We start from the raw sequence: 26,417 nt of genomic DNA on the forward strand, positions 1-26,417 counted from the left end.
GCAGCGAGAGTCGATACACAACTACGAGAGAAGACGCTGCAGCGCAATACTGTTATATCACCACGAGCGAACTGTGGCAACGGACCTAATGAGCGACCCCGGCCCGTCAGCCAGCCCTGAACATCACACACGCGCCAGCGACGACACCGATCGCAGCGGTCTGAGTCGGCGGTCGATGCTCGCCGCGACAGCCGGTCTCACCGTCTCAACGAGCGGCTGCATCCGCGAAATCCGGAGCATCGTCAACCGAAACGAGGTCGAACAGCTCTCACTGACAATCTCGACGGTGCCCGCCGACGGCGACCGAGAAAGTATCCAGCTTGCCCGCGCCGTCGGATCTGCACTCGAGTCCGTCGGTGTCGATATCGCGATCGACATGCTCTCACACGAGGAGTTTCGGCGCGCAATACTCGTCAATCACGACTTCGATCTCTACGTTGGCCCCCACCCTGGAGACACGACCCCGGACTTCCTCTACGAACTTCTGCACTCGCGCTTCGCAGAGGAAGCAGGCTGGCAGAACCCCTTTGGACTGACGACCCTCTCCATCGACGACCGGCTGGAGGAGCAACGCGTCGCCGAGAACGGAGGCGAGGACGACGAGAACGGTGACCGTGAGGATGCAATCACAGCGACACTCGAGTCGGTTGCGCGCGAGCAGCCGTTCGTTCCGATCTGTCGACCGACGGAGATCAGACTCGCGCGTTCGGATCGGTTCGAGGGCTGGGGAGAGGGCCATCCAGCGACGCGCTTTGGCTACCTTGGTCTCGAGCCAGAGTCGAAGGATGCAGCGGCGGAACTGCGAGCGGTAAACACGGATGCACGGCCGTCGCAGAACCTGAACCCGCTGTCGGCGGAGTATCGCGAGCGGAATCTCGTTGTCGGGTTGCTGTACGACTCGCTCGCGGTGGCGCGGTGGCGCGGTGACGAACGCCCGATTGCTGGGGGCGAGCAGGTGGATGCCGACACTGGCACGGAGACCAACTCCGAGCTCGACCCTGACTCCGCGACCGACCTCACTCCGTGGCTCGCCGCTGACTGGGAGTGGACCGACGACGAGACGCTCCACGTCACCCTCCGGGAGGACTGTGCGTTCCACGACGGCACGCCGCTCACTGCCGAGGACGTCGCTTTCACCTACGAGTTCCTCGCGGACACAACCCGCGGCAGCCGGCGCTTTTCGGCACCGACGCCTCACTATCGGGGCCGCGTTGACGCCGTCGACGACGTGACCGACCTGAGCGAGACCGAACTCGAGTTCACCGTTGGGACGAGTCAACCGGTCGCCGAACGCGCACTGGAGGTGCCGGTTCTCCCGAAACACATCTGGGACGAGCGCACGGCCCAGGCGAGCCTCCCTGGCGTCACAGTTGCTGAAGGGACGACCGAGGCGCTCGTCACTGACAACGTGCCGGCGATCGGCAGCGGTCCCTACCAGTTCGAGGACCGAACCGACCGCGAGCACGTTACGCTCGCGCGCTTTGACGAGCACTTCACGCGACGAGACGGCGTCGACCTCCCCGAACCGACGAGCGAGCGTCTGCGAATCCAGATCGACCCCCGCAGTACGTCCGCGATCGAACTCGTCGAGAGCGACAGTGCCGACGTGACGCTCTCGACACTCGAGTCCTACGTCGTCGACGACGTGTTCGAAGACGACGGGGACGTTCCAGAAACGACGATACTCGAGTCCCCCTCGTGGTCGTTCTACCACGTCGGATTCAACGCGCGGAAGGCACCGTTCACCAACCCGCGATTCCGGCGGGTGGTCGCCCAGTTGCTCGACAAGGAACAGCTGGTCGAGGAGGTGTTCCACGGCTACGCAGAGCCGATCGCGACGCCGGTCGTCGAGGAGTGGGTCCCCGACTCGCTCGCCTGGAACGGAAACGATCCGGAAACGCCGTTTCTCGGAACTGACGGCGATCTCGACGTGGCGGCGGCGCGGGAGGCGTTCGAAGGGGCAGGACTGCGCTACGACGACGACGGTAATCTCCGGGTGAGACACTGATGCTAACGCAGGTTCTCCTCCAGTTGGTCGTCGTGGTCACGCTCATGGTGCTCGTCTCGATCGCGGTCTTCGTCGGCCGCTACCGGTTGCGAGATACGCGACTCGAGTGGCGCGCTCGCATTCGGGCGGCAGCACCGGTGTCGGCACTCCTTGCTGCCGTATTGCTGTTCAATAGTGTTGCGAGACAGTACGGCCCCGACGTCTCCTGGATAATTCACTGGAATCTTACGTGGCCGATCTACGATGTCGAGGGTGAGTTCATCCTCTGGTTGCAGTCGTTCGAAGCGCCAGCGATTACGGCGTACTTCTCGTTCATCTACATCTACGGCTACGTCTTCTTGCTCGTCTTCCCCGTTATCGCCTACTTCGCGCTCTCGAATACGCGCCCGCTGCGCGAGCTCCTGACGGCGTACACGCTGAACTACGTGCTGGGGCTGGGACTCTACGTCTTCATCGTCGCCTACGGGCCGCGAAACATGATGCCGGAACTGGTGGACGCGCTGCTGTACGATACGTATCCCCAGTACCAGCACCTCACGCGGCAGGTCAACCGGAACACGAACGTCTTCCCATCGCTGCACACCTCGCTCGCGGCGACTGTGATGTTCCTGGCCTTCCGAACCCGAGCGATCTATCCGAAGTGGTTCCTCCTCGCGACAGGCCTTGGTGTCTCGATCGCGATCTCGACGATGTACCTGGGTATCCACTGGGCCATCGACGTGGCCGCGGGAATCGTCCTTGCCTACATTTGCGTCGCGCTCGCGCACGTCCTGGTCGGCCGTTGGTCGTTCACGGCGTGGGTCGCGTCGCTTCGGGACTCGAGTACGAGTACGGGCGCAGATACAAACACGGGCGCGAACGCTGGCTTTCCTAAGACACCCCCGTCGGAGTCAACGTCGAAGTCACACTCACACTCGGACTCGGACTCGGAGCCAGAGTCTGAAACGGGTTCGGATCCCGAACCAGAGCGTGCCTAACCGCTGCGACAGTGCTGTTGGCCATGGCAGGAACTCGACGGCTCTGGGTGACGGAGTGCGAAAATGAACTGTGAGAACTGAGCACCGACGGTGCTCAGCAGTCAACAGCTACGACGTTAGTTGTCTTCGAGCGCGTCAGCGATCCGCTTGAGTGCGCGAGTCTGGTCGCGCATCTCGTCGCGCAGTTGGCGAACTTCGCGGACGAGTTCCTCGTTGCCGACCTCCTCGCTGCCGCCTGGGCCACCGCCCATGCCGCCCGGACCGCCTGGGCCGCCACCCATCATACCGCCCATCATCTGTGCGAACGGGTTTCCGCCGCCGCCCATCCCGCCGGGGCCGCCGCCACCGAACGGACTCTCTGGGGGCTCACCCTCGCCGTCACCTTCTTCGGCGCGTTTCTCGCGGATTTCCTCGACGCGCTCTCGGAAGGATTTCTCTTCGCTCTCTTCACCCTCGTCGCCGCCGTCGCTACCGTTGTCTGGTTCGGTTTCGTCCGTCATATCCTCGGATTCTTGACCGCCGCGGAAAAGGATTGCCATGTTTTCGGGGTCGTTGACGTATCCTTCCTCGCCTCACGGGGACGCGGTCAAGAACCAACCCAACCTGTCGCTTCGCAAACCCAACGACTATCTCAGTTCAACGCCAGAGCGACCGTATGACCGGACGGATTCACGCGATTCACATTGCCCCCGAACAGGGCGCGCCGTTAGAGTCAGTTGAACGCGTTGAGGCCGTGGCCGGCCGCGGGCTCGCGGGCGATCGCTACTACACCGCTGAGGGAACGTTCGAGAACTGCGAGGGCAGCGATCTCACGCTCATCGAGCGCGAGACGCTCGCCGCCGTCGAACAAGACTACGATATCGACCTCGAACCCGGCGTCCACCGGCGAAACGTCACGACGGCTGACGTTGCACTGAACCACCTCGTCGGCAACCGCTTTCGCGTCGGTAACGCCGTCTGCGAGGGGATTGAACTCTGCGAGCCGTGTTCGTATCTCGAGCGCCATCTCGAACGCGAGGGCGTCCGCGACGCGCTCGTCCACCGCGGCGGCCTGCGCGCACGGATACTCGAGAGCGCGACACTCGAGACGGGTGACCAGATTGTCACTGTCACCGCCGATAACAGCGAGACGGGAGACGAAAAAGAGACGAACCGAACATAGACGGCACCCACGCCACACCTTCCTGAATCGGCACCGTTTTCGCCGCTCGCTCCTGAGGCCCGACCAACGGCGACATCTCTCATGAACGAGCGAGGCAGTCAATCACTGATGGATCAAGAAACGCTCGACCGGCGCGTCCAGGCCGGTGAAACACCGCAGTGGGTCGCCGACCACTGGGACTCCTTTCAGGAGGGGCTGCTCGGCGAACGAAACAACTCGCCGTTTCCCTGCTTCTTCGGCGCGGAATCGGTCGCCGCGGGCGAGCCGCTGTACACCGCCGTCCCGTCGATGAGCGATGCCAACGCCCTGTTGACCCTGCGCGATCGGGTACTCGAGTACCTCGATGTCTACCAGGACCACGCGGGACGCGCGTCGCTCGTCACGTTCTTCAAGCCGCCCGAGGACCCGCTTTCGGAGCGCGAGTATCACGACGCGCTCTGGCACATTCTGCAGACGCTGCACCTGCACGATCCAGAGCCTTGGCCCGAGGACATTCCGACGGATCCCGACGACAAGCATTGGGAGTTCTGTCTGGGCGGCGAGCCGATGTTCCCGACCTGTCGGGCACCGTTCTACGACACCCGGAAGAGTCGCTACTGTCCGATCGGCCTCGAGATCACCTTCCAGCCGCGGGCGCTGTTCGAGAATTTGAACGTTACTGCAGAGTACGAGGCCGGTCAACGCGCCCGCGACGTGATCCAGGACCGTCTCGAAGAGTACGACGGCGTCTGCCCGCATGCTGATCTCGGCGACTGGGGCGTCGACGGCGACCGGGAGTGGCCCCAGTACATGCTCTCCTCGGATGAGGAACAAGCGCCCACCGAGTGTCCGATCACCGTCACGCGGGACCATCCGAAGCCGGCAGCGAGGTTGTCATGACCGACGCGGCTACCTCGTCACCCCCAACCGACACAGACCTGGACGACGCTGCACTCGTCCTCGTCGACTTCCAGACGGGCTTCGACGACTCCGCCTGGGGCACACGAAACAATCCCAACGCTGAGGATCGAGCCGCCGAGTTGCTCACACACTGGCGCGAGACGAAGCGCCCCGTCGTTCACGTCCGCCACGCTTCAACAGAGGCAGCGTCACCACTTCGGCGCGACCAGCCTGGATTCGCGTTCAAACCCGCCCTCGAACCGCGCGACGACGAGCAGACGTTCGCCAAGTCAGTCAACGGCGCGTTCGTCGACACCGCACTCGAGTCCTGGCTGCGCGAGCGCAACATCGAATCGCTTGTCGTCGCCGGACTGACGACGGATCACTGCGTCTCGACGACGACGCGGATGGCCGAAAACCGTGGCTTCGATGTCCACCTGGCCGCCGACGCGACCGCGACGTTTGATCGGACGTTCGACGGCGAGGAGTTCGACGCGGAGACGATGCACAGAACGGCGCTGGCACAGCTAGATGGTGAGTTCGCGACGGTCGTACGAACGGCGTCGCTGGTCGACAGCTAAGAACTGGCTCCCGAGAACGGAGAACACACCCCTGTCAGCCGAACGAGCCAAGCGACGACTGCAACTCCCGCTCTGTCTCGCCGTCCTCGAGTTCGTAGCCGACCAGATCACGCATGTCGACCGCGTAGGTCGTCCCACCCTTCTCGACCACGAGAATTCGCCCCTTCACACCGCGAACCGTGCCCGACACGATTGTCTCCCGAACCGGCCGGGACTCGAGTACGGGTTCGAATTCGTAGTCGAACTCGAAGCGCTCGATGACCTCGAACTCTGCAAGCACGTCGTTCCAGGCGTCCTCGTCGACGCTGCTCGCGAGGGCGGCGATCTTCGGGCCGGTACGGACGCGGTCGACGAGCCACTCTGCGATTTCGGCCTCGATTTCGCGGGCGATCTTCCCGTTCGAGACGGTGTGGATATGCGCCGCTCGGTCGGCTCCCTGCTCGCGGAGGCGCGTTTCGAGCCGCCAGCTTCGGGTGACGCCAACCTTGAACGTATCGGGGGCGAAGGCGGCGATGTAGACCGCGTGCTCCTCGTAGCAGTCCATCTCGTCCTTCAGGCAGGTACCCGTACAGCGGGCACAGACCCAGGTACTCGTGTGGAACTCACAGTACGGTGCCGACGCGCGGTCGCAGGCGATGTGGCCGGCCTCGCCGATGGTGCCCGCGCAGTGGCGCTCACCGAGCGCGTAGGTCAGTTCGTCGCCGGACTCGAGTGGCCGGTGCTCGATGTCGTTGCCGTCAGCGTCGCCGTCTGCGAGGAGGAGAGCCGAACCGCGGCCGCTCGGCTCGTAGCCGACCACTTGCACGCGCATTCGTTGGTGGTGGGGGCAAATATACTCCTCGCTGTCGTTACGAACGGGCCCGACTCGAGTGGCGCGCGTACTCGAGTTCACCGCCAATACAGGTTCGTCTTACCGGTCACCCGGACGAACAATTATGGGCCGTGGGGGAGATGCGGACGTATGGCACTCGATGGAGAACTCGACGCGACAGTATCGTCGGGCGCGACGGGACCGGATGCCGTCACGCTCGCGTTTACGGTGCGAAATGAGGGCACAAAGACAGAAACGCTGCGGTTTTCGGACGCCTGCAAGGCAGAGTTCGTCGTTCAGGACGAGGGCCGAGAGGTCTGGCGCTACACGGACGGGCGGATGTTCGCCCAGATGCTGAGTGCCGATGAACTCGATCCGGACGAAGAGACGACCTACGAGGCGGAGTGGGAAGAGCCACAGTCGGGTGAATTCACCGTCGTTGCGGAGTTGCAGGCGCGGGGGACGACGTGTGAGGCGCGGACACAGCTGACGATGTGAGGCTCTTGGGCTAACATTTGAGGGGTGCCGAACTAACGGTTTGAGAGCTCTTGAGCTGCTCGGCTCTTTGTGCGTTGTAGTCTGAAACGTGGGAACTGTGATCGCTGCCTCGCCATCCGTGAGCGGAACGGACGGGTAGTGGACGTCGAACAGAAGCGAGTGGACAACCGGACTACCAATCCTAAATATTGATTTTCGATGTCAAACATCTTCTTTCCAATTCCCGAGTCCGAGTTCCCGGTTCGACAGAAACAACGAAGTGAATAAACCATCCCCCTCCTAACGAATGGACATGCAAGCGCTGGTCATCGCGGCACACGGCTCGCACCTGAATCCGGATGCCTCGACGCCGACGTACGCCCACGCGGACACGATCCGCGAGACGGGCGCGTTCGACGAGGTTCGCGAGGCGTTCTGGAAGGAGGAACCGCACTTCCGTGAGGTGATCCGCACACTCGAGTCCGACGAGGTGTTCGTCGTCCCGCTGTTTATCAGCGAGGGCTACTTCACCGAGCAGGTCATCCCGCGAGAGCTCCGCCTCGGTGGCTGGGAGCCCGACAAGTGGGAGTCAGACGGCACGAGCGCCTCACAGGTTACCCTCGAGGCTGAGGATGTCGGCAAGACGATTCACTACTGCGGCCCGGTCGGTACGCACGACGCGATGACGGACGTGATCGTCCAGCGCGCCGAAAGTGTCACCGACGACCCTGACGTGGGCGAGGGCTTCGGCCTCGCGGTGGTCGGTCACGGCACCGAGCGCAACGAGAACTCGGCAAAAGCAATCGAGTACCACACCGAACGCATCCGCAAGCGAGATCGCTTCGACGAGGTCAAGGCGGTGTTCATGGACGAGGAACCGGAGGTGGACGACGTGACGGAGTTCTTCGAGAGCGACGACATCGTTGTTGTGCCCCTCTTTATCGCCGACGGCTACCACACGCAGGAGGACATCCCCGAGGACATGGGACTCACCGAGGATTACCGTCTCGGCTGGGACGTCCCCGCCGAGGTCGACGGCCACCGCATCTGGTACGCCGGCGCAGTCGGCACCGAGGGCCTGATGGCCGACGTCCTTCTGGAGCGCGCCGCCGACGCGGGTGCAGAACTCGGCGACGCGATCGACCGCGTTCGTCAAATCACGAGCCCAGCGAACGGTGCTGACGGTGATGCCAGTCGACACAGCCAGGCGGGTGACTAAGATGGGGATGGATGACGAGTCGACGAGCGCCACACAGCGGTTACTGAGTACGCTTACGGCTGCCGAAGAGAGCGAGACAACAGGTCAGGACCCCACCGTTGCCTTCGACGGTCTCCGAGTCACACGAGACGCAGACGATGAATTCACGCTCACGATCGACGCCGCCGACATCGCACAATCCAGTCTCAACGCGGGTGCACTTGAGTCCCTGCTCGCTGGCGACGAACTCGAGAGTGTCGCGGCGTACGTAACGAACTGGCACTACTGGCAGGAGACGGTTGGTGGCGAGGGAACTGCCCGGCGGGCGTTCCTGCGCTGGTGTGAGCATGCGTCGCTTTCGGTTTCGGCGGGGACTCAAGGTGGGAATGGCGATGAACGCGGAGCCGAACAGGGACAGAAACAGGACCGAACGCTTTCCGTCCCGGACCGTTACGCTGCCCTGCAGGATGGCATCGATCGCGAGTGGGGGCAACTCTGCATCACTGCTCGCTTCGCGGATGTCGACCATTCTGACGGCGAACGCGTCTACGACCTCTGGCACGTCGCAGATGCTGGTACGGACATTGCCGATCTCACGGTGTACGACGACCCGGGTGAGGCACGCGAGATCGCTACCTACGACGAGGACGGCCGGTACCGGCCGCTGAAGACTGCGCCGACGCTCGAGACCGGCTGGGCATTTACCGGGCTCTCGGGCGAGGAGCTCGTCGACGCCGTCGGCTTCTTCTACCCGGCGACGATTGCCAACTGGCACCGCGAGCGCGAGGGCAACCTGGACATCGACCACTGGACCGAGACCGCAGACCGCCAGAGTGGGATCTACGAGGTCGTCTCCGAACTCCCCCGCGAGGCCGTCGACTGGATGGCCGAAGCCTGCTGTGTCGACTCCCAGTGTCTCCGCCGGCGTGAGTGGGAGTACGAGGACGGCGACGAACTCGACGCCAATGGCGGTGACGGGCCGTTCCCCTGCCGGGAGCCGTGCTCGCTCGTTGTTGCCGCCGCGCGCAAGTGGGCTATCGCCGAATCCGAATCCGAGCGGACGTACGAACTGGAACTGACACCGACCGAGCGCAACCAACTCGAGGAACTAATCGACGCGGTTGCGGACGACAGAACGGACGAGATTCGTGAGGCAGACGTCAACGATGGGGCGAACCGCTACCGCGCGCGATACCTGCGGGCGAAACGGTTCTCGGACGAGGGTGGGCTTGCGATGCGAGAGCAGTCTGAGACCGAGTCCGAAGCTGAATCCAACTGACGAAGCAGGAGCCGCGACGCGCGATCCCCGTTCTGTTGCTGACTTTGTTTGATCCTACTGGTTCTGTTTGAGCACAGTATAACGAGATTTTCCGCTTTGTCAGGGGACACCTGCTGACCGTGGTCTGAGGTGATGAACTTCAATGTCGGTATCTTCGCCACTCTGCACTACACTCTTGTGAGCAAAAGCGGGCACCATCTGCTTGAGTATCAGTGCGCTCAAACTCATCCCCACACCATTCGCACACGAATGTGAGCGTCTGAACCAGACTCTCGTCGTGCACTTGCACATGGTGTTGTGGCATCGAAGCTTCGGAATCGAACCAGTCTTCGTTGCAAGATGGACACTCTATTTCACTCATCTTCCTCCTCCCGAGGGTCTTCGACCAGTTCGTAGAGCCCACCTCGATTCAGTTGCTCCACCCATCCGGCGTTCTTCAGGTTCCGGAGTGCGTACTCCACCTGCCCTTTGTCCAACTCAGAGTGTTCTCGCAAGTAGAGAGGGTTCACACGCCCCCACGGGTCGCCGGAGTCACGTCCCTCTTTGAACTGCTTGAGGACGTCTTCCTCCCGATCATTCGGTTCGTAGTTTTCGTTGACCATCGTGTGTTCTGCCGTTCTACTTCACAGGACATAATTCTCAGCCATACGCCTAATGATTTTCTTAGCATACGGTCGAGCATTTTGCTAAGCATAAATTCTAAGTAGTACCCGGTTGTAGGTGTAGTTGAGAACACGAGGCACGTCGCAGAAGGCGACCGGTGTTGAAGGCACCGACGCCTCGGGTTCTCGGAAATGGCCAGAGAACCTATGTCAATGAAGACGTCCGCCGGACTTCAGAATTCCGGCAGCGACGCGAACGAAGACGATCGCACTACCAACAAGAGGCGTGTCCGATGCACTTGCTGGGACGTCGAAGCAACGTGCCGCCACAATCACCACCGTGACGGGTACCGTTACAGCAAGGAGGGGTCACGATGAGTCTCCCCGAACCGACGGACGTGATCGTACCTCATGAGGACGCCTCATACTCGACGTTCGACTTTCTCACGCAGGTGATGGAGGGTGCGTATCCCCACGGTGTCGCTCTCGAGTACCAGGATTTGGTTCTGATCAGCCAAGTCGACGCCGCCCAAACGACGAATATCTGGCACGTCCGCGCGGAGGACGGGTCGATAATTGAGTCACTGAATCTCGACGCCTTCCGGACAGCCACCGTACTCGAGGAGACGCTCGACAAGACTGTGGCCTACGTTCCGTCTGACCGCAAAGAGTGGGTGAACAGCCTATGAGCAGCACACCACTCCCTACGACGACTTCCCGAGACCGAACACTGGAACCCACGCCGGTCGGTGTGGATGTCGGGGTGAAGAACCTCGTCGCTGCGGCCCCGACAAACGGCGACTTGGAGGCATCGCTCGTGATCGAGGGCGATCACGTTCGAAAGCGCCACGAAACCCTCGTCGAGGCGATGCAAGCACTCCAAGGCGCGAAATTCGACACCACAGACGGGCAGACTCAGCTGTTCGCGGCACTCTGGCACCAGATCCGACCGCAGGTCTACGATGCCGCTGTCCGCGCCGTTCGCTACGCCCAGAAGTTTCCCGCGCCGACGCTCGTGCTCGAGGATCTATCGTTCTGCGAGGCGACACTGTGGGAACGACGCACGGTCGACGATGTCGGGACGTGGTTGCTCCCGGCCCTCCAGCAAGCGGTTGCACTGAAAGCACAGGAGGTCAGAATTCCCGTGACGTACGTCAATCCGAAGTACACGACCCAGCAGTGCCACGTCTGTGGCGATCTTGGTCGCCCCGAGAACGACACGCTGGAGTGTACAACTGAGGATTGCCCCGTCGGCACCGTGTGCCGCGACCGAAGTGCCGCCGTGAGTATCGCCCAGCGAGTTGACCGCGAAGGGATGACCGAGGTGATCGGTCATCATGATTGAGGACATCGACCGCGACGTGTTCATCCGGGTTCAGACCGATCTACTTGTGGTCGGCGACAGCATCATGACCGATCGACATCACGCCAGCAACGGTAATTACGAGGACGACGACCCACAGAACCAGATCGGCGGGATCATTCCGGCGTTCCCGCTCTCGGGGTGGCTTCGCCACGGGATGGAAGAGACCGTTCAGGAGTACGGCGGGACGGCCTGTCACCCTGGCGAGGCCAACGCGAATTTCAGGAAAGACGGCATCCTCCGGGTCGGCAGTCACTCGAAATACGGCTTCGGAGATCTTCGAGTGAAGTCGGTCGAACCGCGGTCAGACCAGTGTAAGAACTCAGAGAAGAACAGCGAAACAACGGAGTGAGATATCCGAACGATGACGGGCGAATCGGCGACTAAACATCACTCGGTTCCATGAATAAAGAAATCGTATTCACAACAACTGGCATGCTTACCAGTACAGCAAGAACAATGCAACCGCGACACCAGCAAAAACGATTCCAACACCAATCGTCGCAACGGGCCCACCGACTGCAGAGGTGACCGCGACGGCCAGCGCGAGCGCGAAGATTCCCAGACCAATTACGGCGAGTACCCCAAGATCCGTTTTAATCCCGAGTTGCGTCGTTATCTCCTCGACGAGCGTCGGCTGTTCGTCGTCCGCTGAGCGTGCTGGTGCAGCGAGTGACTCGTCAACGTCAACCCCTTTCGGCGGTGGTGTCACCGTCACCGTGATCGAAACCGACTCCGACCCGTAGCCGGTGAGTAACTCGAGTTCCCCGCAGACTGGCTGGTCGAGTCCGTCGGCGGTAATGTCGATGGGAACCGGCGTTACGGCGTCGGGTTCGATGTAATAGTTGGGTGTCCGAAGCGAGGCGACGTGTGCGATGTCGCCGCTGAGTCGGCAGTGGACGTGTGCTGGCGAGCCCTGCCCGTGGAGTTCGACGACGAACGAGGAGTTGGTCTCGATTGCGTTACGTTCGGGTGAGAGGGCGTCCTCCTGTTTGCGGTCGACGTGGACCGGCAGCACCGTTATCGTTCCGGTGGGTACACCACTGTCGCGGGCTTGCGAGCCGGCCGTTCCCTGCGTGTTACTGGCCAACGACTCGTTCTCGTACGACGGTGTGGATTCGGATCCAGTCACGGTACAGATACAGGTAGTGGTCTGGTGCCAGTTACAAGTAGTTTCCGTCGTTTGACACGGTCGTGCCTACTTGCGTTCCGTCGAACTTACGCGGGCGACTCCTCTTGCATGTCTGGCGGGAGCAGGTTCGGAATGCCGTCCTCGATCGGGTAGCGCTCACCACACTCGGAGCAGACGAGCGTTCCGTCGACGACTTCGGCTGCGTCCTCGCCGTCGTCTGAATCGCCATCGACACTCTCATCGTACGTCGCATCTTCGAGTTCCAGTTCGTGCTTGTCGAGCGGGCAGCGCAGGATATCAAGCAACGACTCCTTCATACTTGGAAGGCATATCGCAGACAGCAAAAGGCTTCGGGAACCGTCGGCGTAGCTCGGTCACTACCAGTGAACATAAATACGACACTGTGCATCACAGTACCAATGCATTCGAGCGCCGTTTTGAGGTGACTTCGACAGATGCCCTCTTCCGCTCTCGTAGATAGCGTCGCCGAACTTGGTCGTCTCGCATCCGAACTCGACGCACTTGATTCAGTGACAGAGGTGTACACCCACGCCCTTCGTGCAGCCGACCGCGTACTCGAGTTCGACACAGCCATCATCTGCACGGTCGAAGACGGCGTCTTCGAGCCGCAAGCGAGCTACGCAACGCGGTTGTTCCCTGCGACACCACTCGCTGCTGACGCCGGTATCGCCGGCAAAACCCACCGTGAGAACGAAACCCACGTCATCGGCAATCTGACGACACACACCGATGCCAAACCAACAAGCGACGCCTTTCGATCTGTGCTTTCGATCCCACTCGAGGACGGCGGCGTCGTTCAGTTTCATGCAACCGAGCCGGACGCCTTTTCGGAGGGTGACCGCCACCTCGGCGAGTTGTTCGTCGCAACGGTGACGAGCGCCCGAAATCGAGTCAGCTACGAGAGTGCACTCGAGACGGAGCGCGATCAGTTCGCGGCGCTGTTCGAGAACGTTCCCGATGCGGCACTCCAGTACCATCTCGAGGATGGGGTGCACGTGGTCGACGCGGTCAACTCGACGTTTATCCGGGTGTTCGGGTACGACGCCGAGGCTGTGGTCGGCGAACCGCTAACGGAACTCCTCGAACCGGTAGTGAGCAAACCGACGGACGCGGCGGCTGCTCCAGCGGGAACGCCACCACATCACGAGCCCGCTGGCGCTGGGACACCACCGGCGGGCTACAGGCAGACGCAACTCGTCGAAACCGAACTGTCCGAACGTGCCGATGTCGAAGTCGTTCGCGAAACCGCGGACGGACCGCGCCCGCTCTTGCTCCGGAATATTCCGGTCGCAACCAACGACGGGACGACCCGCGGCTATCTGATCTACACCGACCTGACCGAACTCAAACTCCGGGAGCGCGAACTTGAACGTAAGAACGAGCGTCTCGATCAGTTCGCGAGTATCGTCAGCCACGACCTTCGAAACCCTCTCAACGTCGCTGAGGGCTATCTCGACATTGCACTCGAGGATGCCTCGAGTGACATCCAGCCTGCACTCGAGGAGATCGAAGACGCACACAACCGCATGGCGCGATTGATCGAGGACGTACTGACGATGGCCAAGGGTGAGGCAGTCACCAATCCCGAACCAGTTGACCTCGACACAGTCGCAACGGCTGGCTGGGACAACGTCGAAACCGCCGCGGCGTCGCTCGAGGCGACGAGTCAGTTGCGAATCAAGGCCGACCGGACGCGGTTGTTGCGACTGTTCGAGAACCTCTTTCGAAACGCGGTCGAACACGCCGGCCACGACGCTACGGTTCGGGTCACTGGTCTGGCGGGGGGATTCGCAGTCGAAGACGATGGACCTGGAATCCCGGCCGAGCGCCACGAGGACATTTTCGAGTCCGGTCACACCGGTGCGGCCGAGAACACCGGGCTCGGATTGGCAATCGTCGAGCAGATCGCGACCGAACATGGCTGGACGGTCGAGGTTTCGTCGACTGACAGCGACGGCAAAAACGGAGAAGACACCGGTGCACGGTTCGAGTTTACCGACTGTCGTCTCCAGGAAGACGACGCCGAGACGGGTCACGAATTCGAACCCCCGTTCGAGCATGAACACCAGTCCGGCGAGGGTGCGAGCGCGGGCGCGGGCGTGGATGAACAGGATGATGGGTCCGAACACGAATTCGACTGGGAACTCACCAGACACCAACTTGAGGGATGGCGATGACCGACACGACTGCCACCGATCCCGTGACGATTACGGTGCGCGGAACAACGTTGCAGGCCCAGGACATCGCCGGCAACACGAACTCGTTCGGACTGGTTGGCTGGGATCGTCTTGAGAATCAACACACGTTCGACGAACCGATCGATGCAGCCATCACCGGCCGTGTCTCCGAGATCCGGTATGATCTGCTGAACATGGTCGATATCAGGCGCGTTGACGACACAGCACCTGGCTCAGACACTGCACTCGACGACAGAGTCGGCGTCGAAAACGGGGACAGGGGCACAGACACAGGCACAGACCCGAGCACGGACAGATCCGTGGACGCGGACGCGAACGCGAACGCGAACACCAACACGACAACGAACGCGGACACAGACACCACCAATACACGCATCTCCGTTGAGGCAGGCGACCAGGAGTTTTCCCTGCGCAACGGTGCGTACGTCTGCCGGTTCGACTCGAACCTCTTCGTTCGGCTGCGATTCGACGCACCAGCGAGCGTCAAAAACCGATGCCGCGGGCCACTGACGATCTCGTTCGAACACCCCACGCGAGTCACGTTCGGATTCAAATCACCTGTCGACTATCCGCGCGAAAAAATTAAAGTCAGACCAACACCGGACGGCATCGCCACCGCCCTCTCACACCTCTCTGTGTCGATCGAAACCACGACCGAAGACCGGGCCCACCGAAACTACCGGGGCTACCCGCCGCTGCTCGAGATCGACCCCGCGGTGACGGATACGCACGTCCCACCGGCAGTTCGCGAGGAAACACCCGACACAGAGCTCGAACTTGTCGTTCCACCCGACCGCTCGGCGCTCTTCATCGCAGCACCACTCGCGTACTACCTCAGTGCTCGCGTTCGAACGACAGCCCAAGCCACACTCGACGAGGACGAAAGCGCACCGCTGTTGCGCGCACCGTCGCTCGACCTTCATCACGAATTCGAGGCCGGCTCCGCGTTCGCACCGTCCGTCCGCTCGCTTCTGCGGCGCACGTTCTTCCTCGACTTGCTCGTCTCGTGGATCGAGCCGACGGAACTGACGGTACTCGAGTACGATGCGCTGACGGCGTCGGGGATCGATCTCTCTGGGTGTCCCGGGATGTCGATTGCGGAGCGAGTGCAGACGTATCTCTCGTTCCCGGACCAGCCGATCGACGAGATCCTCCCGCGCTGGCCCTACCGGATGACGGTGTCACCGACGACCGCCCATGTCGGCGTGTTGCCACACCTGCTCTACGATATGGCGGCGATCGAGACGCCAGTGGACTCGAGTGGGAGTGGTGATTCCGCGCCGTCGGCCGAGTCGCCTGGAGTGGCCGGGAACTTACAGTCGGTGCCAGCGGTGGCGGATGTTCTCGAGCAGGACCTGGAGAGTAGCCAGAGTGAGAGAGGGCCACTTGATGATCGGCTCGCGGTGCGACAGCGAATTCACGGTGTGCTTGCGGACCCGGAGCGTGGTGGTGAGGATGACGAGTGTGCTGTGGATGGGCCTCGACTTTCGCTTTCGTCTGTATCGGCGTCGTCATCTTCATCTTCATCTGCGTCTGCGTTTGGGTCATCATCTGAGTCTCAGTCTCACCAATCCACAGCGAACTGCTCGCCGTTCGTCGCTCATCCGGAGGCCTACGAGAATCGGCTCTCGGATCTCGAACAGCAGTCCGACGAGCGACGCGTCGTCGTCATCTTCGCGACCGAGCACATCCCTGAATCCGCGCGCGAGCACATCGTCGATACGTACCGTCGTCGGTCGGACGCGGTCTCTCCGCGCGTCGAACGGGTCGACGATCCAACGCGGGTCGAACTCGCGGACGTGTTTGCGGCCGGGGCTGATTTCCTGCACTACATCGGGGACTGCGACGACGACGGTGTCGGATTCGCGTGTACGGACGGCGTCCTGTCGTCGTCGGCGCTGCCAACCAACGAGGTCGGGTTGTTCCAACTCGACGCAACGAACGCAGTTGGCGTCGCGCGGAAACTGATCGAGACCGGGAGCATCGCCGGCGTGGCGGGATACCAGACGGCGGCGTCCGAGCGCGACATAACGGTGACGACGACCGTCGGCGAACTGCTCCTCTACGGGCAGAGCCTCGCAACGGCCCACACCTGTGCGACCGTACAGACGAATAGCTCGGGTGGTGTGGTCGTCGGTGACGGGACGCACCGCTTCGTCGCGAAGTGGCAGCCATCGGAGATCCAGTCGCTACAGGAGACCGATGGCGGTGCGATTCGGGGCCTTTCCGTCCCGTTCCCGGTCGATCCCGTCGGGGCACACTGGCGCGGCAGCCGACCCGAACACAAGCGACTGATTCCAGCGACGATCACACACGAGGTCGCCCCAGCGGAACTCAACGAGTACATCACGAACACGGTTCGGCCAATCTACTACAACGGCGAGTTCTACTGGCCAGAGGAGCAAAAACAGTTGTTGTATCCGATGTCGTAGTGCGCGGGTTGCAATTGCGAACGCGAATGTGAACGGAGTCGCGATCGTAACCGTGAGTGCGATTGTGATTGTAGTCGCAGTCACGGTTACGGTCACGGTCACGACCGCGCCAGTATCGCGCTACTCCGCGGTCGTCGGCGTCTCGACGACGACAGTCTCCTCACGGCCTGGTCCCACACCAACTGCGTAGATCGGCGCGTCGAGTTCGTCGCTGATGTACTCGAGATACGTCCGTGCGTTCTCGGGGATCGCGTCGTACCCTTCCTCGGCGACGGCGGCCCAGTCGACGTCGTCCCAGCCGTCGAACGTCTTGAACGTCGCCTCACAGCGCCCCCACTCCTCAGTCGTCGGGGGCATCGCGAGCAGTTCCTCGCCGTCTAACTCGTAGCTGTGGCCGATTTTTACTTCGTCTAGACCGGCGAGCACGTCGATGTGATTGATCGTGAGGCCGGTGAAGCCGTTGACGCGCGCGGAGTGGCGCAACATCGGCATGTCGAGCCAGCCGACGCGGCGTGGGCGACCAGTGACAGTCCCATACTCGCCACCCTCCTCGCGAATGTACGTCGCAAGTTCCTCGTTCTCGCCGTCTCCCTGCTTGTCGTACCCGGGCGTATCACCTTCGACGCCGCCGAGTTCGGTCGGCAGCGGGCCGCTCCCGACGCGCGTGAGGTACCCCTTGACGATGCCGATGATCTCGCCGTCTGCGATGACGTTGGGGCTGAGGCCCGTGCCGACTGCTGCGCCGCCCGCGGTCGGATTCGAGGACGTGACGTAGGGATAGTTCCCGTGGTCGATGTCGATGATGGTCCCCTGTGCACCCTCGAACATGACAGTCTCGCCATCAGCCATCGCGTCCGTGAGGAACGCACTGGCGTTGACGGTCATATTCTGCTCGGCGAGGCGCTCCCCGATCTCGCGGTACTCCTCGAAGAGCGCGTCAACATCGAACGCGTCCGGATCGTCGAGGTCCGAAACGTCAGCGCCGTAGACCTCCTCGATGAGCGCGCGCTTCTGTGGCACGACGTACTCGAGTCGGTCCCGGAGTACCTCGGGGTCGAGCAGGTCGCCGATGCGAACGCCGCGGCGGCCGGCTTTGTCTTCGTAGGTTGGGCCGATGCCACGACCGGTCGTGCCGACTTCCTGGTCGTCTTCGCTCTTGACGTCCTCCTCGATGCCGTCGAGGACGCGGTGGAACGGCAGGATGACGTGGGCGCGTTCTGCGACCCGCACGTCTGGATCGAGTCCTTTCTTCTGGAGCGTCTCGATTTCGTCGAACAGCGTTCGTGGGTTGATCACGCAGCCGTTGCCGAGAACGCCGACCTTTCCGCGGACGGCACCCGACGGTACGAGTGAGAGTTTGTACTTCTCGCCGTCGTGGACGACGGTGTGTCCGGCGTTGTCGCCGCCCTGATAGCGGGCCACGACGTCAGCGGTGTCGCCGTAGAGGTCGACGACGCCGCCCTTGCCTTCGTCGCCGAGTTGTGCCCCGACGATTGTGACGGTCATAACAGCGGCGGATTCTTGCCGGTCCGATAAACAGATTACGGTATCGGTGGGGGTATCCCCTGGGATTGGTGAGTGACATATACAGCCCTGTGCATACTTTCTATGGAGTATTGGACACGAATACGCGTGTTTGGCCGCCGATAGCTGTCCACGAATCACACATGTCGAACGCTGTGAGACTTCCCGCCCAGCCACCCCGCGATAGGCGGCCGAACGTTTTCGGTTCAGAACCGGCCGTAAACTGCCGTGTACCGTCATAATCGTTCATCGCATACCGTCACAAGCGGAAGCGTTAACTACTGGCAACAACGAGAACTGAGTTGAGAGTGGACGTCTCCATCTTGGAGAGTAACTTTTAAAGGGTACAAAGACAAGTTAACAAATGCCATGATAGACCGACTTGAGAAGGAAGTCGATATGCTCGAACGACATCTGCAGGTCCTGAAGATGGTCATCGAAAACGAACCAATCGGTATCGTGAAGATGTCCAACGAGACCGGCTACCCACACCACAAGGTTCGCTACTCGCTGCGTGTCCTCGAAGAGGAGAACCTCATCGAGCCATCCAGCCAGGGTGCGATCAAGACCGAACGTACCGTCGAATTCGTCGACGAACTCGACGGCAAGATTGACGACATCGTCGACAAGCTCGACGGCATGAAGATCGAAGACGTCGCTGAAGTCGAAGGCTAACCGGCTCCAACGGGACGAGTCCAGAGACTGCTCTCGGATCAACTCGATCGAACAGATCACCTGCGGGTTTCACCGAACCAGACCTTCGGAGACGGACAGCGGCTATGTTACGCCGTTGCCCTCCACTCCTCTACCCGTCTCGGTCGATGGAACCACACTGATCTGTCTTTACTTCTCACGACACAGTGCGGGCGGAGCGACGCCTGCGCGCGTTGTGACCTGCATCGGTAGTACTCGCACGGTCCACGCGACTATCGGGACGTAAGAACGGAAGACGGGAACCGAAAACAGAGAACTGGAAACGGGGGACAAAAGGGACCCAGAAAACGGGAATACGGAAAGAGCACAAGTAGCGAAACGAACCGCGGAAACCCCGGCCGCGCTCACCCCCTCTCCCGCCGACGATCAATACCCCTTACAACTCAGGCACGTTCATGTGGAACCCTTCGCTGCGTGACTCCACCAGACAGAGGTGATAGCCACTCTTGCGCGAGAGGTTCACGTAACTGAGCTTCGAGCCACGGCTCAGGAATCCGCTACTCGTCGCCTCCTCTGTCACCTCGAGTGCCCCCGGCTCGAAGTAGCTTGAGGTAACCGCAACCGCCGCTGCGAGATCCGGATAGTTCGCTTTGACCGCCGAAGCCGCAACCTCGAGCTCCTCGAGTAGTTCCTGGCTCGCCGGTTCACGCGAGTCGTTGAGCGTCGCCAGAATGAGCGGATTCCCCATCTTGTCGAACGCAACGACATCGAAGGTGACCTCGTCGGGGACGTCTTCGGTATCGTCGTCCGCGAGTGAGATCGTCGCCCCGAGTTCGGCACGGTCGATGCGCGGAATGGCGTCGTAGAGGTCCGCAAGAGCATCCGCGTTGCCAGTATCGCGAATCTCGTAGAGCACCATCTCGGTGAGCCAGTCGACGAACGTGAACTCGATCGTGTCCTCGAGGTAGGCCTCGTACGGCTGGCCGTCGACGGCAACACTGTCTGCCTCGAACTCGGTATGGTGTTCGAGCCGCAGGTTCGAGGCAACCTCGTTGCGATCTGCTGCGCCATCGTGTGCCGTCTCGAGTGTCGGCTGGCTCTTGGAGTCATAGCGCACGAAGAGGTTCGTTCCCGAGAGCGCTTCTGTCGGCGAAAGATGTGTCTCGTCGTCGAACCCGGCACTGGATCCGGATCCAGACTGGGCACTGCCCCCAGCACGCGCCTGCTCGAGTTCGGACTCGAGTTCACTGATCTGTGTGCGAAGCGAGTCGACAGTGCTCGTCAGTTGCTGATTTTCGGCACGGAGCTCGTCGCGTTCGCTCTTGAGCTCTCTTGCCTTCTCTGCGAGCGCGTTGTGTTTTTGCTCGAGTTCCTCGATTCGACGGGTATACTGAGCGAGATTGCGCTTGTGTGCGTCGTCGCCACCGTTGGCTGTGACGTTTCGGTTCGCGTCGGTGGACCGTTTGTGTTGGTCGCTGGCTGGCCGTGATTGCGATGGTGTAGTCGTCGACTGGGTCGTCTGTTCGTTTTGTGAGTCTGTGGTCGATGCGGATTGTGGGGTGGAACGAGAATTGGAATTGGAATTGGAACTGGAACCAGCAGCACTGCCAGCATCAGAGCCACTCTCCGACTGCGACCGAGACTGCGAGCCCGAACGAGACCGACTGTTCGCCCCACCCGAGGGACCAGCCTTCCGCGCGCCGTCCGCCGCTGAGTTGTCGGGATCGATCGAGGGGATCGATCTGGTTTCGCGCCAGGCTTCTTCGGCTTCGAGTTGTTGGTCGAGTTCGCCGTCCGCTTCGCCTTCGCCTTCACCTTCACCTTCACCTTCTCGCCCATCAGTGTCTGTGTCGGTCTCAGTATCGGCTTCGACTTCCCGCCCGTCAGCGCCATCGTCAGCCGTTACCGAATCCGAGTCGGCCCCAACGTGGTCGGGCGCGGGCGGTGCCGGCGTCGCCTCTGACGCGCCAGCGCCATTGGCCTCGTCAGCGTCGTCTTCGATCCAGGAGATATCGCTCTGATCGAGTTCCTCCGCGGCCGCTTCGACCGTTTCCGGATCGGGAGTCGACGAGAGCCCCGACTGACTTTCATCCGCAGTTTCCCCCGTGTCTGTCCCGGCCGAGGAATCCACGACGGCGTCCGTCGGATCTGCGGACTCGTCGGTATCGGTCTCCGTCGGCGCAGTGATCCCTGCTGGCCCGTCCGACTCCTCGTCGACGATCGAACTCGAGTCGTCAGTCGTGATGCCGGATTCAGAGGTGGACTGTGGCTCGGAGTCTGGTTTGGAGTCGATATCGGTGCTGGTGTCGGTATCGGTGCCGGTGCCGGATACTGAGGTTAAATCCGTCGCGAGGGTTGGGTCTGTGTCTTCGTCCGCAGCCACGTCTGCTTCGGTTCCTGCGGTTGCTCCCGTTTCTGTCCCCGTTCTTCCACCGGACCCGGACACGTCGAGCTGGTCGATTGCAGATTCGGTTGGATCGACGCTTGGCTCCGCTCGTGTCGCGGAGTCAGTCGTGGTGTCGGAGCTATCGGTTGTATTGTCAGTGCCAGTCTCTTCCCCTGTATCGGCGGTAGCGTCGGCCGCTGGGCTAGGTTTGGATGTTCCTGCCTGCTCACTGGCAGTCGCACTCGCACCCGCACCCGGAATATCAGTCACGTCGATATCGACATTCATGACCTGATAGATCCCGACCTCGTCGTCAGCTCGTTCGAACGCCTCGTCGCCGGTGAGCAGGCGCTCGGCGTTGCCGATGTAGGCTGCGGCCATCCGTCGGCCGCCGTAGTAAACAGCGTAGTAATCCCCACTGAGAACGTTCTCGCTCAGTTCGATGTAGCCCGTGAACGACCCGTCCTGGAGCGTCTGGTCGACCTCTCGGAGCGGTGTCTCGTTGGTATAGTACTTCGCCTGTACGTCGCCGCCGCGCTCTTCCATGACGGAGAGCAACGGCAACGAGGGATGTGGTGCCCGATAGGCGGTGCCGCTTGCGCCCTCGAAATCTGTTATCTCGCCGTCAACGATGCCGACAACGCGGCCGTTAAGCATAAACAGCCACGCGCCAGCGGCAGCGACGGCTCCCGAAAAGTCGCTGTCAGCGAGAGTAGACAGGTCATCGAAACCACCGCTGAACGGACGAGAATCCCACTGCTCGACGCGCTCTTGCGTGCGCGGGTCCATAGTTCAACAAGCGGCAAGTGCAACAAATACGTTTCGCCTAGATTTTCGATTCGGCATCCTCGGCGAGTTCTTTCATGCGCTTGCCAATTCGGCCGGCACTCGAGAACTCGTCTTCGCTCATTCCCTTTGCAAGGGCGTTTCCGAGGACGAAGACCGCGTGTTTGTGTTCGCTCTTCGATTTATGGACGTGCGAGGGGTCGACGTCGAGCTGGTGGTACGGCTCGAAGAGGCCCTCGTCGACCTCCTCGCGCTCTTCGAAGTACTCCATAATGACGACGAGTTCTTCGTGGAGTTCGAGGAGTTCATCCTTGTGCATGTCCACGGGTACGTACGGTTTCGGCTTAAGGGTTGTGTGCTTTGCAGTCGCAAAAGTAGCTATTAGTGGGTATACAAGCCAGGCGCGGGTGGAACGGACTTCTACAAGGTGTGCAGGCCGAGTGCCTCGGACTTGACCCAGTGGTGGTTCACGGGTGAGTCGCACTACTGTGACTGGCGAACGTGACAATCAACAGCAACAATCGGTGCCGTCAGTCGGCTGCCGTCGCCGGTGCACGATCACGCTGGTCTGCGGGGAACCAGGCCAACTCGTGGTCAGCCGTGACACGCACCGCAACCCGTTCATCCAGATCGATCTGGTCCGAGTGGTTGTGCATGCACTCGATCGTCTCACCAGTATCGAGTTCAACGCGGTAGAGAACTGTTGGTCCGAGGTAGCGCCGGTAGACGACGCAGCCGTTCGCCTCGCCGTCTGCCGCCGGCAGCGCCGTCACATCGTCCGGTCGGACGAGGAGATCGATACCGGTTCCATCGTACTGGTGTGCGAGCCCGTTGACGTCATCTCGCAGCACGCGCCCGAGCGCGGTCTCAACGTGATCGCCGTGAACCTCTCCCGAGAGGAAACTCGCGTGGCCAAGAAAGCCCGCAACGAAGCGTGATTTGGGTTGCTGGAAGACGCGTTCTGGCGTATCAATCTGCTCGATCTGGCCGTCGTTCATTACCGCGACACGGTCTGAAATCGAAAGCGCCTCCTCCTGATCGTGCGTGACCGAAATCGCCGTTACACCAGCTTCCTTGATAATCCGACGAACCTCCTCGCGCATCTCGACGCGCAGGTCCACATCGAGATTCGAGAACGGTTCGTCGAGCAACAGCATCTCTGGCTCCGGCGCAAGTGAGCGCGCCAGCGCGATCCGTTGTTGCTGGCCGCCTGACAGCTCGTTCGGATAGTGGTCTCCGTGGTCTGCGAGCCCGACCATCTCGAGTAGCTCCGTGACGCGGGCGTCGCGTTCGTCGCTTTGCCACTCCTGAAGCCCGAAGGCAATATTTTCTCGGGCGGACATGTGTGGAAACAGCGCGAATTCCTGAAAGACGACGCCGACGCCGCGTTCTTCTGGCTGGACAAACTGTCCGTTGCCTGCGACGGTGGCCTCCTGGAGTTGCACGTGGCCAGCGTCGGGTTCTTCGAGCCCAGCGATCAGCCGAAGCGTCGTGGTTTTGCCGCAGCCGGAGGGGCCGAGCAGGGTGAGAATTTCGCCGTCATGAACGGACAACGAGAGGTCTGTGATGACGGTCTCAGAGCCGTAACATTTCCCGATCCCGTCGAGTTCCAGCACGACGTCGTCGGCGACTGGTGTTGGTGTCGGTGTCTGTGTCCGTGCAGTCTCCTCAGTCGTCGTGGAAAGTAGTTGTCCATTCCCCATTGTCGACATCCGGCAGCAGCCGGGACACATTCAGTTTAGGGGAGCCTAAACAACTTATAATTGCCGGTCCGTTCCAACCGAGTGAGACGAACGAAGAGAGTCCGCTGAGATCAGAAAGAGACAATCGAACGTCACAGTTCGACGCCGCTCGGGATCAGACTGTGCTGGCGCAGCAGGCTCCCCTCGTCGTCGTAGACGAGGAACGTTCGTTTGTCGTAGCCAACGAACGGCTCGCCCTCAAGCCTGATTTCTACCTCGTAGCGCCCGTCATCGTCGTTGGCCTGCTCACCGTAGCCTCGTGCAGCCTGAATAAATCTAAGCACGTCGTCTGCTTCTTCGTTCAACTCGAGGATGAAGTCGCCAGTAATTCGATTCGTGACGCTCACGACGCCAGCGGCGTCTTCGTCGAGTGGCTCCTGTAGCCGGAGGGCAACATCGGTCTCGCCCGCCTCGAGAACCTCGTCACTGGGGCCAGTAAGGCGCTCGCGAAGCATCGCCGCTGGGCCGGTGAAGTCGATCGATACCGAGGGTTTGCTCGGTTCCTCGCCTGTTTCGACCCAGTCGACATTACTGACATGTAACGTGAAGTGCTCGCGCCTCATTCCGTAGTCATCGGTTAGCGCTCCCATCGTATGAACGTAACGCACGGGTCATCATTGCACTTGACAAACACGTATTCAAGAGTCTCTTCGGAACAAGATCGTCACCTTTGAATGTTCCACCCTGTTGCGAACGCTTTTTGCGCACTCATCGACGACATCGGACAATGGCCGCTCCCCACGACCGCTCGCAGGACCGGGCCGACCGCGCAGCCGTTCGTGATACCTACGATCAGATCGCGACGCACTTCGCGAAGACCCGGGAGTACGCCTGGCCCGAAGTCGAGTCGTTCGTCGCAGACACCGTCGGTGACCACGCTCGGACAAACAGTAGAACCGAGATGCCTCCCATTGGACTCGACCTCGGCTGTGGCAACTGCCGGCACGCCGAACTGCTCGCCGACACCGGCCACTTCGACCACGTCCTCGGGGTGGACGTCAGCCGTGGCCTCCTCGAAACCGGACGCGAACGGGCACAGGAGCGCGAGTTCGCCGTCGATCTCTGCCAGGGCGACGCCGCCGAACTCCCCCTTGCAGCGAACGCAATTTCGGCCGCCGTCTACGTCGCGACACTCCACCACCTCCCCACACAGGCTGCTCGCCAGGCCAGCCTCGACGAACTTGGTCGCGTACTCGCCCCCAGTCCCGATGGCCGCGCGCTCGTCAGCGCCTGGTCGACCGCCCACGACCGCTTCGACGAAGACGAAATCGACACCGCCGACGGCACCGGCTTCGACACCACGGTCGAGTGGACCCTCCCCGGCGGCGACACCGTCGACCGCTTCTACCACATCTACACCCCCGAGGAGTTCGAGCAGGATCTGGCAGCGAGTTCGCTAGCGGTACTCGAGTGGGAGGTCTCGAGCGGCAACTGTTATGCAGTCGTTGCTGGCGCTGCTGGGTCGGATGTGTGAGTGGGTCGGGGAGTGATTCGCCGGAGGACAGCGCGCCAATCGCTGGCAGGCGGTGACTCCGAAACGGAAGCGCCTTAAACATGGAGCCAAAATCAGGGAGTGAGCGCGGATGGTCTAGTGGTAGGACCTGAGCCTTCCAAGCTCATGGCCCGGGTTCAAATCCCGGTCCGCGCATTCCTTCGACGAACAACACCGTGATCCGAAGGACTCGCCAGTAGGGGTCGTCTGGAAACCAGTCAGTATCAACGAACTCATCGCATGTGCAGTAGTAAAGTTCTATTTGGTTCTCGTCGCTCACTCGTCACAAACCGCCTCCAGAAGCTCTTCGTACAAATCAGGGTGGTATTCCTCTAGAATTTCAGCATCCTGCTCCAGTTCTTCAATTCGCTTTCAAATCCGACTCGCGGCCTCGTACCGCTTGCTGTCTGGATGTCAGCTTCGCCGGTAATCCGTTCACGGTCTGTCGCTGTCATGACGGCTCTGTATTATCCCATACCTAGCTTTACGGAAACCAGACACTTGGATATTAGCACCTATGCCCACAAGAGTAGCCATGAAGTCAACATTAGCTATGGAGCTACTCATTATGTAGTGTAGTGAGCATAGTAACTAATGAGGAGCATGGGACACCGGTCACTACACACGCGGCCAAGCCAAGGGTTACTACCGCCAACTGAACCGTAACGTCGTCTTACGAACTCACTCTAAAACACGTCTGATGAGGCTCTATC

General features: G+C 61.2%; 25 protein-coding genes, 1 tRNA gene and 1 pseudogene. 16 read left to right on the plus strand and 11 right to left on the minus strand.

The window, feature by feature from the left end:
- Positions 1-88: 88 nt before the first annotated feature.
- Positions 89-2,008 carry an ABC transporter substrate-binding protein gene (locus C482_RS08895; RefSeq protein ID WP_006167218.1) on the plus strand — a complete coding sequence of 640 codons (1,920 nt, stop codon included), beginning with the start codon at positions 89-91 and terminating at the stop codon, positions 2,006-2,008.
- Positions 2,008-2,985 carry a phosphatase PAP2 family protein gene (locus C482_RS08900; RefSeq protein WP_006167219.1) on the plus strand — a complete coding sequence of 326 codons (978 nt, stop codon included), beginning with the start codon at positions 2,008-2,010 and terminating at the stop codon, positions 2,983-2,985. The genes C482_RS08895 and C482_RS08900 overlap by 1 nt, the downstream gene beginning before the upstream one ends.
- Before the next feature lie 116 nt (positions 2,986-3,101).
- Here C482_RS08900 and C482_RS08905 read toward each other — a convergent pair whose 3' ends face one another.
- Positions 3,102-3,524, minus strand: a complete 423-nt coding sequence (locus C482_RS08905; protein ID WP_006167220.1) for a hypothetical protein — start codon at positions 3,522-3,524, stop codon at positions 3,102-3,104.
- 116 nt (positions 3,525-3,640) lie between these two features.
- Here C482_RS08905 and C482_RS08910 point away from each other — a divergent pair, with 116 nt between their 5' ends.
- From C482_RS08910 to C482_RS08920, 3 genes are all read left to right on the plus strand, one after another.
- Positions 3,641-4,147 carry an MOSC domain-containing protein gene (locus tag C482_RS08910; protein WP_006167221.1) on the plus strand — a complete coding sequence of 169 codons (507 nt, stop codon included), beginning with the start codon at positions 3,641-3,643 and terminating at the stop codon, positions 4,145-4,147.
- A gap of 81 nt (positions 4,148-4,228) precedes the next feature.
- Entirely contained in the window at positions 4,229-5,026 is a 798-nt protein-coding gene (locus tag C482_RS08915; RefSeq protein ID WP_006167222.1) for a YqcI/YcgG family protein, read from the plus strand.
- Positions 5,023-5,607 (plus strand): cysteine hydrolase family protein, encoded by a 585-nt coding sequence (locus tag C482_RS08920; RefSeq protein WP_006167223.1) that lies wholly within the window; start codon positions 5,023-5,025, stop codon positions 5,605-5,607. The genes C482_RS08915 and C482_RS08920 overlap by 4 nt, the downstream gene beginning before the upstream one ends.
- 34 nt (positions 5,608-5,641) lie before the next feature.
- Here the strand turns inward: C482_RS08920 and C482_RS08925 are convergent, their stop codons facing one another.
- Positions 5,642-6,412 (minus strand): DUF2797 domain-containing protein, encoded by a 771-nt coding sequence (locus C482_RS08925; protein ID WP_049896594.1) that lies wholly within the window; start codon positions 6,410-6,412, stop codon positions 5,642-5,644.
- A 156-nt stretch (positions 6,413-6,568) separates the two neighbouring features.
- Here C482_RS08925 and C482_RS08930 point away from each other — a divergent pair, with 156 nt between their 5' ends.
- The 3 genes from C482_RS08930 (at position 6,569) to C482_RS08940 (ending at position 9,372) form a co-directional block, all read left to right on the plus strand.
- Positions 6,569-6,916 (plus strand): BsuPI-related putative proteinase inhibitor, encoded by a 348-nt coding sequence (locus tag C482_RS08930; RefSeq protein WP_006167225.1) that lies wholly within the window; start codon positions 6,569-6,571, stop codon positions 6,914-6,916.
- Between the two features lie 292 nt (positions 6,917-7,208).
- Positions 7,209-8,114, plus strand: coding sequence for a CbiX/SirB N-terminal domain-containing protein (locus C482_RS08935; RefSeq protein ID WP_049896595.1), 906 nt, complete (start codon positions 7,209-7,211; stop codon positions 8,112-8,114).
- 7 nt (positions 8,115-8,121) lie between these two features.
- Positions 8,122-9,372, plus strand: a complete 1,251-nt coding sequence (locus tag C482_RS08940) for a DR2241 family protein (protein WP_006167227.1) — start codon at positions 8,122-8,124, stop codon at positions 9,370-9,372.
- 353 nt (positions 9,373-9,725) lie between these two features.
- On the opposite strand, the gene C482_RS08945 is transcribed toward C482_RS08940, so the two are convergent.
- Complete coding sequence (locus tag C482_RS08945; RefSeq protein WP_006167228.1) at positions 9,726-9,974, minus strand: hypothetical protein; 249 nt, start codon at positions 9,972-9,974, stop codon at positions 9,726-9,728.
- A 374-nt stretch (positions 9,975-10,348) separates the two neighbouring features.
- Between C482_RS08945 and C482_RS08950 the strand changes: the two genes are divergently transcribed.
- From C482_RS08950 to C482_RS08960, 3 genes and pseudogenes are all read left to right on the plus strand, one after another.
- On the plus strand, positions 10,349-10,663 hold the full coding sequence (locus C482_RS08950; protein ID WP_006167229.1) for a hypothetical protein: 315 nt from the start codon (positions 10,349-10,351) through the stop codon (positions 10,661-10,663).
- Complete coding sequence (locus C482_RS08955; RefSeq protein ID WP_006167230.1) at positions 10,660-11,319, plus strand: zinc ribbon domain-containing protein; 660 nt, start codon at positions 10,660-10,662, stop codon at positions 11,317-11,319. The genes C482_RS08950 and C482_RS08955 overlap by 4 nt, the downstream gene beginning before the upstream one ends.
- Positions 11,312-11,599 (plus strand): annotated as a pseudogene (locus tag C482_RS08960) (hypothetical protein); the annotation flags it as partial. The gene C482_RS08955 and the pseudogene C482_RS08960, both read left to right, overlap by 8 nt.
- Before the next feature lie 177 nt (positions 11,600-11,776).
- On the opposite strand, the gene C482_RS08965 reads toward C482_RS08960, so the two are convergent.
- Positions 11,777-12,469 (minus strand): phage holin family protein, encoded by a 693-nt coding sequence (locus tag C482_RS08965; RefSeq protein ID WP_006167232.1) that lies wholly within the window; start codon positions 12,467-12,469, stop codon positions 11,777-11,779.
- 86 nt (positions 12,470-12,555) lie between these two features.
- Positions 12,556-12,786: a methytransferase partner Trm112 gene (locus C482_RS08970; RefSeq protein ID WP_006167233.1), complete on the minus strand. Its 231-nt coding sequence runs from the start codon at positions 12,784-12,786 to the stop codon at positions 12,556-12,558.
- Between the two features lie 138 nt (positions 12,787-12,924).
- On the opposite strand from C482_RS08970, the gene C482_RS08975 reads away from it, so the two are divergent.
- Both C482_RS08975 and C482_RS08980 read left to right on the plus strand, forming a co-directional pair.
- Entirely contained in the window at positions 12,925-14,667 is a 1,743-nt protein-coding gene (locus C482_RS08975; protein WP_006167234.1) for an ATP-binding protein, read from the plus strand.
- Positions 14,664-17,120 (plus strand): hypothetical protein, encoded by a 2,457-nt coding sequence (locus tag C482_RS08980; RefSeq protein ID WP_241431910.1) that lies wholly within the window; start codon positions 14,664-14,666, stop codon positions 17,118-17,120. The genes C482_RS08975 and C482_RS08980 overlap by 4 nt, the downstream gene beginning before the upstream one ends.
- Before the next feature lie 120 nt (positions 17,121-17,240).
- Here the strand turns inward: C482_RS08980 and C482_RS08985 are convergent, their stop codons facing one another.
- On the minus strand, positions 17,241-18,626 hold the full coding sequence (locus C482_RS08985; protein WP_006167236.1) for an adenylosuccinate synthase: 1,386 nt from the start codon (positions 18,624-18,626) through the stop codon (positions 17,241-17,243).
- A gap of 387 nt (positions 18,627-19,013) precedes the next feature.
- Between C482_RS08985 and C482_RS08990 the strand changes: the two genes are divergently transcribed.
- Positions 19,014-19,319, plus strand: a complete 306-nt coding sequence (locus C482_RS08990) for a hypothetical protein (protein ID WP_006167237.1) — start codon at positions 19,014-19,016, stop codon at positions 19,317-19,319.
- Positions 19,320-19,734: 415 nt separating this feature from the next.
- Here the strand turns inward: C482_RS08990 and C482_RS08995 are convergent, their stop codons facing one another.
- From C482_RS08995 to C482_RS09010, 4 genes are all read right to left on the minus strand, one after another.
- Complete coding sequence (locus C482_RS08995) at positions 19,735-22,473, minus strand: DUF7527 domain-containing protein (protein ID WP_006167238.1); 2,739 nt, start codon at positions 22,471-22,473, stop codon at positions 19,735-19,737.
- A gap of 37 nt (positions 22,474-22,510) precedes the next feature.
- A complete protein-coding gene (locus tag C482_RS09000; protein ID WP_004216022.1) occupies positions 22,511-22,789 on the minus strand; it encodes a UPF0058 family protein in 279 nt (92 codons plus the stop codon).
- A 211-nt stretch (positions 22,790-23,000) separates the two neighbouring features.
- Entirely contained in the window at positions 23,001-24,173 is a 1,173-nt protein-coding gene (locus C482_RS09005; RefSeq protein WP_049896592.1) for an ABC transporter ATP-binding protein, read from the minus strand.
- Positions 24,174-24,304: 131 nt separating this feature from the next.
- On the minus strand, positions 24,305-24,775 hold the full coding sequence (locus tag C482_RS09010) for a DUF5793 family protein (RefSeq protein ID WP_049896596.1): 471 nt from the start codon (positions 24,773-24,775) through the stop codon (positions 24,305-24,307).
- A gap of 164 nt (positions 24,776-24,939) precedes the next feature.
- On the opposite strand from C482_RS09010, the gene C482_RS09015 reads away from it, so the two are divergent.
- Complete coding sequence (locus C482_RS09015) at positions 24,940-25,686, plus strand: class I SAM-dependent methyltransferase (protein ID WP_006167242.1); 747 nt, start codon at positions 24,940-24,942, stop codon at positions 25,684-25,686.
- 103 nt (positions 25,687-25,789) lie between these two features.
- Positions 25,790-25,860: transfer RNA gene (locus C482_RS09020), tRNA-Gly, on the plus strand.
- Here C482_RS09020 and C482_RS21495 read toward each other — a convergent pair.
- Positions 25,829-25,984 carry a hypothetical protein gene (locus tag C482_RS21495; protein ID WP_161605596.1) on the minus strand — a complete coding sequence of 52 codons (156 nt, stop codon included), beginning with the start codon at positions 25,982-25,984 and terminating at the stop codon, positions 25,829-25,831. The genes C482_RS09020 and C482_RS21495 overlap by 32 nt on opposite strands.
- Positions 25,985-26,417: the final 433 nt, after the last annotated feature.

Origin of the sequence: Natrialba chahannaoensis JCM 10990, assembly GCF_000337135.1 — an archaeon.
GTDB classification, from domain to species: Archaea; Halobacteriota; Halobacteria; order Halobacteriales; family Natrialbaceae; genus Natrialba; species Natrialba chahannaoensis.

Bases quoted from the DNA above. Each gene is read 5' to 3' on its own strand.
- C482_RS08970 (WP_006167233.1), bottom strand. From the start codon at position 12,786: ATGAAGGAGTCGTTGCTTGATATCCTGCGCTGCCCGCTCGACAAGCAC.
- C482_RS08940 (WP_006167227.1), top strand. From the start codon at position 8,122: ATGGATGACGAGTCGACGAGCGCCACACAGCGGTTACTGAGTACGCTT.
- C482_RS08900 (WP_006167219.1), top strand. From the start codon at position 2,008: ATGCTAACGCAGGTTCTCCTCCAGTTGGTCGTCGTGGTCACGCTCATG.
- C482_RS08955 (WP_006167230.1), top strand. From the start codon at position 10,660: ATGAGCAGCACACCACTCCCTACGACGACTTCCCGAGACCGAACACTG.
- C482_RS08980 (WP_241431910.1), top strand. From the start codon at position 14,664: ATGACCGACACGACTGCCACCGATCCCGTGACGATTACGGTGCGCGGA.
- C482_RS09015 (WP_006167242.1), top strand. From the start codon at position 24,940: ATGGCCGCTCCCCACGACCGCTCGCAGGACCGGGCCGACCGCGCAGCC.
- C482_RS08990 (WP_006167237.1), top strand. From the start codon at position 19,014: ATGATAGACCGACTTGAGAAGGAAGTCGATATGCTCGAACGACATCTG.
- C482_RS09000 (WP_004216022.1), bottom strand. From the start codon at position 22,789: ATGCACAAGGATGAACTCCTCGAACTCCACGAAGAACTCGTCGTCATT.
- C482_RS08905 (WP_006167220.1), bottom strand. From the start codon at position 3,524: ATGGCAATCCTTTTCCGCGGCGGTCAAGAATCCGAGGATATGACGGAC.
- C482_RS08930 (WP_006167225.1), top strand. From the start codon at position 6,569: ATGGCACTCGATGGAGAACTCGACGCGACAGTATCGTCGGGCGCGACG.
- C482_RS08995 (WP_006167238.1), bottom strand. From the start codon at position 22,473: ATGGACCCGCGCACGCAAGAGCGCGTCGAGCAGTGGGATTCTCGTCCG.
- C482_RS08935 (WP_049896595.1), top strand. From the start codon at position 7,209: ATGCAAGCGCTGGTCATCGCGGCACACGGCTCGCACCTGAATCCGGAT.
- C482_RS09005 (WP_049896592.1), bottom strand. From the start codon at position 24,173: ATGGGGAATGGACAACTACTTTCCACGACGACTGAGGAGACTGCACGG.
- C482_RS08950 (WP_006167229.1), top strand. From the start codon at position 10,349: ATGAGTCTCCCCGAACCGACGGACGTGATCGTACCTCATGAGGACGCC.
- C482_RS08920 (WP_006167223.1), top strand. From the start codon at position 5,023: ATGACCGACGCGGCTACCTCGTCACCCCCAACCGACACAGACCTGGAC.
- C482_RS08910 (WP_006167221.1), top strand. From the start codon at position 3,641: ATGACCGGACGGATTCACGCGATTCACATTGCCCCCGAACAGGGCGCG.
- C482_RS08895 (WP_006167218.1), top strand. From the start codon at position 89: ATGAGCGACCCCGGCCCGTCAGCCAGCCCTGAACATCACACACGCGCC.
- C482_RS09010 (WP_049896596.1), bottom strand. From the start codon at position 24,775: ATGAGGCGCGAGCACTTCACGTTACATGTCAGTAATGTCGACTGGGTC.
- C482_RS08975 (WP_006167234.1), top strand. From the start codon at position 12,925: ATGCCCTCTTCCGCTCTCGTAGATAGCGTCGCCGAACTTGGTCGTCTC.
- C482_RS08915 (WP_006167222.1), top strand. From the start codon at position 4,229: ATGAACGAGCGAGGCAGTCAATCACTGATGGATCAAGAAACGCTCGAC.
- C482_RS08945 (WP_006167228.1), bottom strand. From the start codon at position 9,974: ATGGTCAACGAAAACTACGAACCGAATGATCGGGAGGAAGACGTCCTC.
- C482_RS08985 (WP_006167236.1), bottom strand. From the start codon at position 18,626: ATGACCGTCACAATCGTCGGGGCACAACTCGGCGACGAAGGCAAGGGC.